The 4,186-nt window shown below is 62.6% G+C and carries 3 protein-coding genes; 1 reads left to right on the forward strand and 2 read right to left on the reverse strand.

The annotated features are described in order from the left end of the window. Nucleotides 1-251 (forward strand): hypothetical protein (locus C7G41_RS37570; RefSeq protein ID WP_158268095.1); only part of this gene is annotated, 251 nt, incomplete at its 5' end. A 103-nt stretch (nt 252-354) separates the two neighbouring features. On the opposite strand, the gene C7G41_RS36705 is transcribed toward C7G41_RS37570, so the two are convergent. Together C7G41_RS36705 and C7G41_RS36715 are read right to left on the reverse strand one after the other, a co-directional pair. Then, a complete protein-coding gene (locus C7G41_RS36705) occupies nt 355-3,060 on the reverse strand; it encodes an autotransporter outer membrane beta-barrel domain-containing protein (RefSeq protein WP_245446913.1) in 2,706 nt (901 codons plus the stop codon). A gap of 749 nt (nt 3,061-3,809) precedes the next feature. Further along, nucleotides 3,810-4,186: septal ring lytic transglycosylase RlpA family protein (locus C7G41_RS36715; protein ID WP_106947059.1), on the reverse strand; the 377-nt coding region annotated here is incomplete at its 5' end.

Raw genomic sequence — 4,186 nt, forward strand, 5'->3', positions numbered from 1 at the left:
CCCTGGAAGCTGACAGGCTACTCGCCGGTCTTGGTGGCGAGATCGAGTTGCGCGAGTTGTTCGCCCGGCACCCGGCGGCTCGTATCAAGCTAAAGCTTTGCCTTGTGGGCGAGCAGAAGGACCAGATCGCCATTGCCGTGCGGCCCGACTCACCCAATCTCGCCACATGGATCGATGTCGTTCTGGACAGTGTCGGCTTGCAGCTGAAGCCCAGTGGCATCTTCGACCTGGGAACGGACTGGAGCTTCTGAGCGGCAAGTCGATTAGGCAATCTGACGCGAGTTCTGCTGTGGGGCCAAATTCGGAAGTCGCTGCATCTCATAAGCACGGCCTAGGGCGGAAACGCAAATAGCTTCACCACGTATATCGCACGCCAGCGGCTCCGCGGATGCCATCGCGCTGGCCACCATCGGTATTACCGACAGCGAACTGGTAGTCTGCATTGGCGTAGATGCTGACATTGGCGTTCATCCTCACGCTAACGCCACCGCCCAGTTGCAGGCGGGTGGCCTGCTCCAGCAGCGGCACCAGGTCGACGCCGGAATACACCGCCGTCGCCCGCGCCCCCCAGTCACGCCACAGATTGGCGCGCAAATAGGGTTGCCACAGCTCCCCGCTGTCGCTGACGATGGACCATTTGCCGCGCAGGCCGATCCGCCCGCTGGCGCCTGCCGTCGTGCCGAGCGCGATCGCGCCGAGGCCGTCATTGGCGTCGTCGAACGACACATGTTGCCACACGACCTGCGCCTGCGGCTCCAGCACGAAGCCCGACCCGAACATCGGCAGCTGGATCGGATAGCCCGTCTCCAGCGACGAGAGGAAGCCGAAGCCGGTGGTCGAAAGGCTGGCGAATTGGGTGTTCGCGTCGCCTTGATAGTGCGTCGCCTGCGCCACAGCGTCGACGTACCAATCGCCGGGGCCGTAATGCGTCCAGTAAGCCCCACCCGACCAGGCATTGAGATTTAGACCGCCGGTGTGACGAAGCACATAGCCGGTCGCAGCCTCGTTGGTGACGAGACCGCTCACATTGACATTGGCATTGGCATATCCGCCATAAATGCCCGCCGCATCGCGATGGCCCGGCATCCATTCGCCACGCCACAGGTCGATGCCGCTCTGAAAGCCCAGCAGCTGGCCAGAGGCGCGCGGATCGGCGAATGCCCTGTAATGGTTGTCGATCTGCTGGCCTAAGACTCGGCCCCAGACTGAGGGCGCCCAGCCGGCGCTCCGGCAATCGGTCGGCGCTTTCACGGGCGCCTTGCGCGGCATCCCGCTCGCCGTGTTGCCGTCGGTCAGGCATGGCGTCCCCGTAATTGCGGCTAGCGATGTATCGCCGGTACGTTCATGCAAGGTGCCGAGCGTCGTCATCCCCAATTGCCGGGCGATTGGTTGGACAACGCCGTAAGTCGCGATCTCCGGCCCTATGATCGGATAGACGCCTGGCGGCAGCACCCCCGGCGGCGGATCGATTGGCAGCGACGGCCCGATCGGCACCAGCGGCACCGTCGGCGGCTCGATCGGTTCCGGAGGGACGATGAAGGTCGAGCGCAGGAACCAATCGTTGGGACTGCTGCCGTCGAGGCCACCACGGAAGAGAAAATAGTCGAAGGCGCCGCCGCGCACCTCGCCAGCGAGCGTGAAGGCACCCGTCGCCGTCGTGCCGCCATTGATCGCCTGTACCACCGCGATGCCGTTCGCCACCGTCTCGGCGCCGGGACCGCCCGCATTGGTGATGCGCAAGAAGGAATTGCCGGTCGCGCTGCCGCCGTTGATGATGAGCCTGTCCGAAGGCGAGCCGTCAGCGCCGAGAAACGTGTTGAGCCCGAGCGTGCCGCCCTGGCCCGTGTAATTTACCGCCGTTAGCGTCTTGTAACTCGACAGCAGTGACGGATCGCCGACAGGTGGTGTGAACTGGACTAGGCTCGAACTGTTGGTCAGGTTGGTGACGTTGGAGTTGCCCGTCATCGTCCACAGTGAGTTGTTCTGCAGCGTGACGTTGGACGTGCTGCCGGCGATGGTGAGCGCAGCGCCCTGCACGGTCGAGCTATCCATGGTGAGGTTGAGCGTGGCGCCGCCATTGACGTTCAGCCATAGCCCGTTGTTCACGATCGCCGTTGAGCCACTGAGCGCTACATTACTGGTACCGCCGGCAGCGGCGATGGACGCGGCGTTCGGACTGGTCAGGATCACGCCCGCAAGCGTCGCGTTGCCGCCACTCACATTGAGCGCATTGGCGCCGGCGCCGTTGGTGGTCAGTGTCCCGCCAGTCATGATTAGGGTGCCGCTCGTCACTTCGGCGGCATGGGTACCAGCGCCGGTCGTGGTAACCGTCGTTCCAGCAGAGAGCGTCATCGAACCCGCATTGTCCGCCTGCACCCCACGGCCACCGCCGCCAGTTCCCACTGAGATGTTGACGCCGGTTGCTGTGATGGCGCTGTTCGTACCCGTCGCCAAAAGACCGGTGTTCCCACCTCCCCCAGAAAACGTGACGGCGCCGCCGGTGAGCTGGATATTGCCGCCGGCTTGCGCTTTGGCCGCGGTAATGCCGCCCGAGCCACCTGTCGATATCGACAGGCCGTCGGTGATGATGCGACTGTTGGCGCCATCGGCTAATAGAATGGAGGGGACCCCGCCGTTGGCATTGTTGATGGTCGAGGGGGCGGTGAACTGGATAAGTCCCCCCGCCAATGCTTGGACCAGACTTTGTCCGCCCCCGCTAGACCAGTTCACGGTGGTGCCATTCGCGCTAATCGTGGCATTGTTGGCGCGCATGGCGATCGCGCCACCACCACCATCGTTTGACAGCACAATGTTGTTTGCGATGATTGTGCTACCGTTGGCGGCGTCCAGTCCGAGGCCGCTCGCTGTCACCGGTCCGTTGACCGTCACGAAAGAATTGCTGTCGGCATTGATCCCCGTTCCGAACCCTCGAGCCGTAACCGCGCCATTCGTCGTGACGTTGGCGTTGTTGAAAGCGCGTACGGCTGTTCCGAAGCCAACGGTCACTCCGCCGGTGACTGTGCAGGGCGACCCACCGTTCTGAAGGATGCCACCGTTCACGGGGTTCGTGGTGCATTGTGCGCGAGCGACTTGCGGGGCGGTGATGAGCGCCGCGCATGTCAGGCACGCCATAATCCAGCAGACCAGATGTGAAAGCCGCCTGATTGAAATTCTGCCCAAATTCTTGCCGCACGTCTGCGCAGATGCTTCGCCTCCGTGAGGTCTGGCTATCTCGCGCGAGATCCCGGTGATCACAATCTGGCAATCATCCGATCGGAGACATGAAACAATCGGGCTCATCGCGTCCCTCGCGTGCACCAGTTTGGCAAGCCACGTCAGTTGGATCGCGCAGTGAATGTATTGGCGTTCGCTGATTTAGGCGACCGCCGGGGCACACGGTCCAATTGCAAATCACCGGAAGCACATTTGTGTAAGGTATTGCCCTAATTGTGGCGAGGGCCACTCGGCTTCATTTCCGCAGATTGATGATGCCTCCGGGCCACGCAATGGACAGCAATACAGACCAAAGACTATACGACCGGAGACGCTGGCTTGGCCGAGGAACCGCTCCGAATGGTCGAATTCCTCCCTCCACTCCGCTAGTTCCGTCGATCTTGAACATTCCGGAGCTGCCAACGCGTTAGAGACATAAGTCGGGCCAGAAGCTTCCACGATAAACGCCACAACAGCCAGACTAGACAGCCGCATCACAGGCTCCTCGATATGCGATCAGCTGACCTTGCCCCCTGCTCCGCCTTGTCGTCGAGCAATTGGTCAGCAACCCCCCGCAATGCCAACGAGCGCTTCGGTTAGTGGCGACGGTGATGGCGCGGCCCAGGTGCCATTGCCATCGATGATCCGAGCGTTCCCAACGCACCCATGGCGTCTTGCATCGGTTGGAAGAACCCCGGAATGGCCGCCGCAGCGACGGGACGTTGGCGGCCTCGGCTCGCGACCAAAGTCCCACCGGATCCCATTTGCACAACCGTCGCGGTCACGTTGCGACGAGTGCAGCGGCAGCCGAGCGCAGTCGCAGCCGCAGGCGATAGATCAAGAAATGCGCCAGTGAATGGACCGCGATCGTTTACCGTGACCTGGATCGAGCGGCCGCCGCTCTGAACCATCAGGACGGTGCCGAATGGCAGCGTCCGGTGGGCGGCCGTCATTGCAGCGCAGTTGAGTACGC

The sequence above is a fragment of the Bradyrhizobium sp. MOS002 genome, assembly GCF_003020115.1.
GTDB lineage: Bacteria > Pseudomonadota > Alphaproteobacteria > Rhizobiales > Xanthobacteraceae > Bradyrhizobium.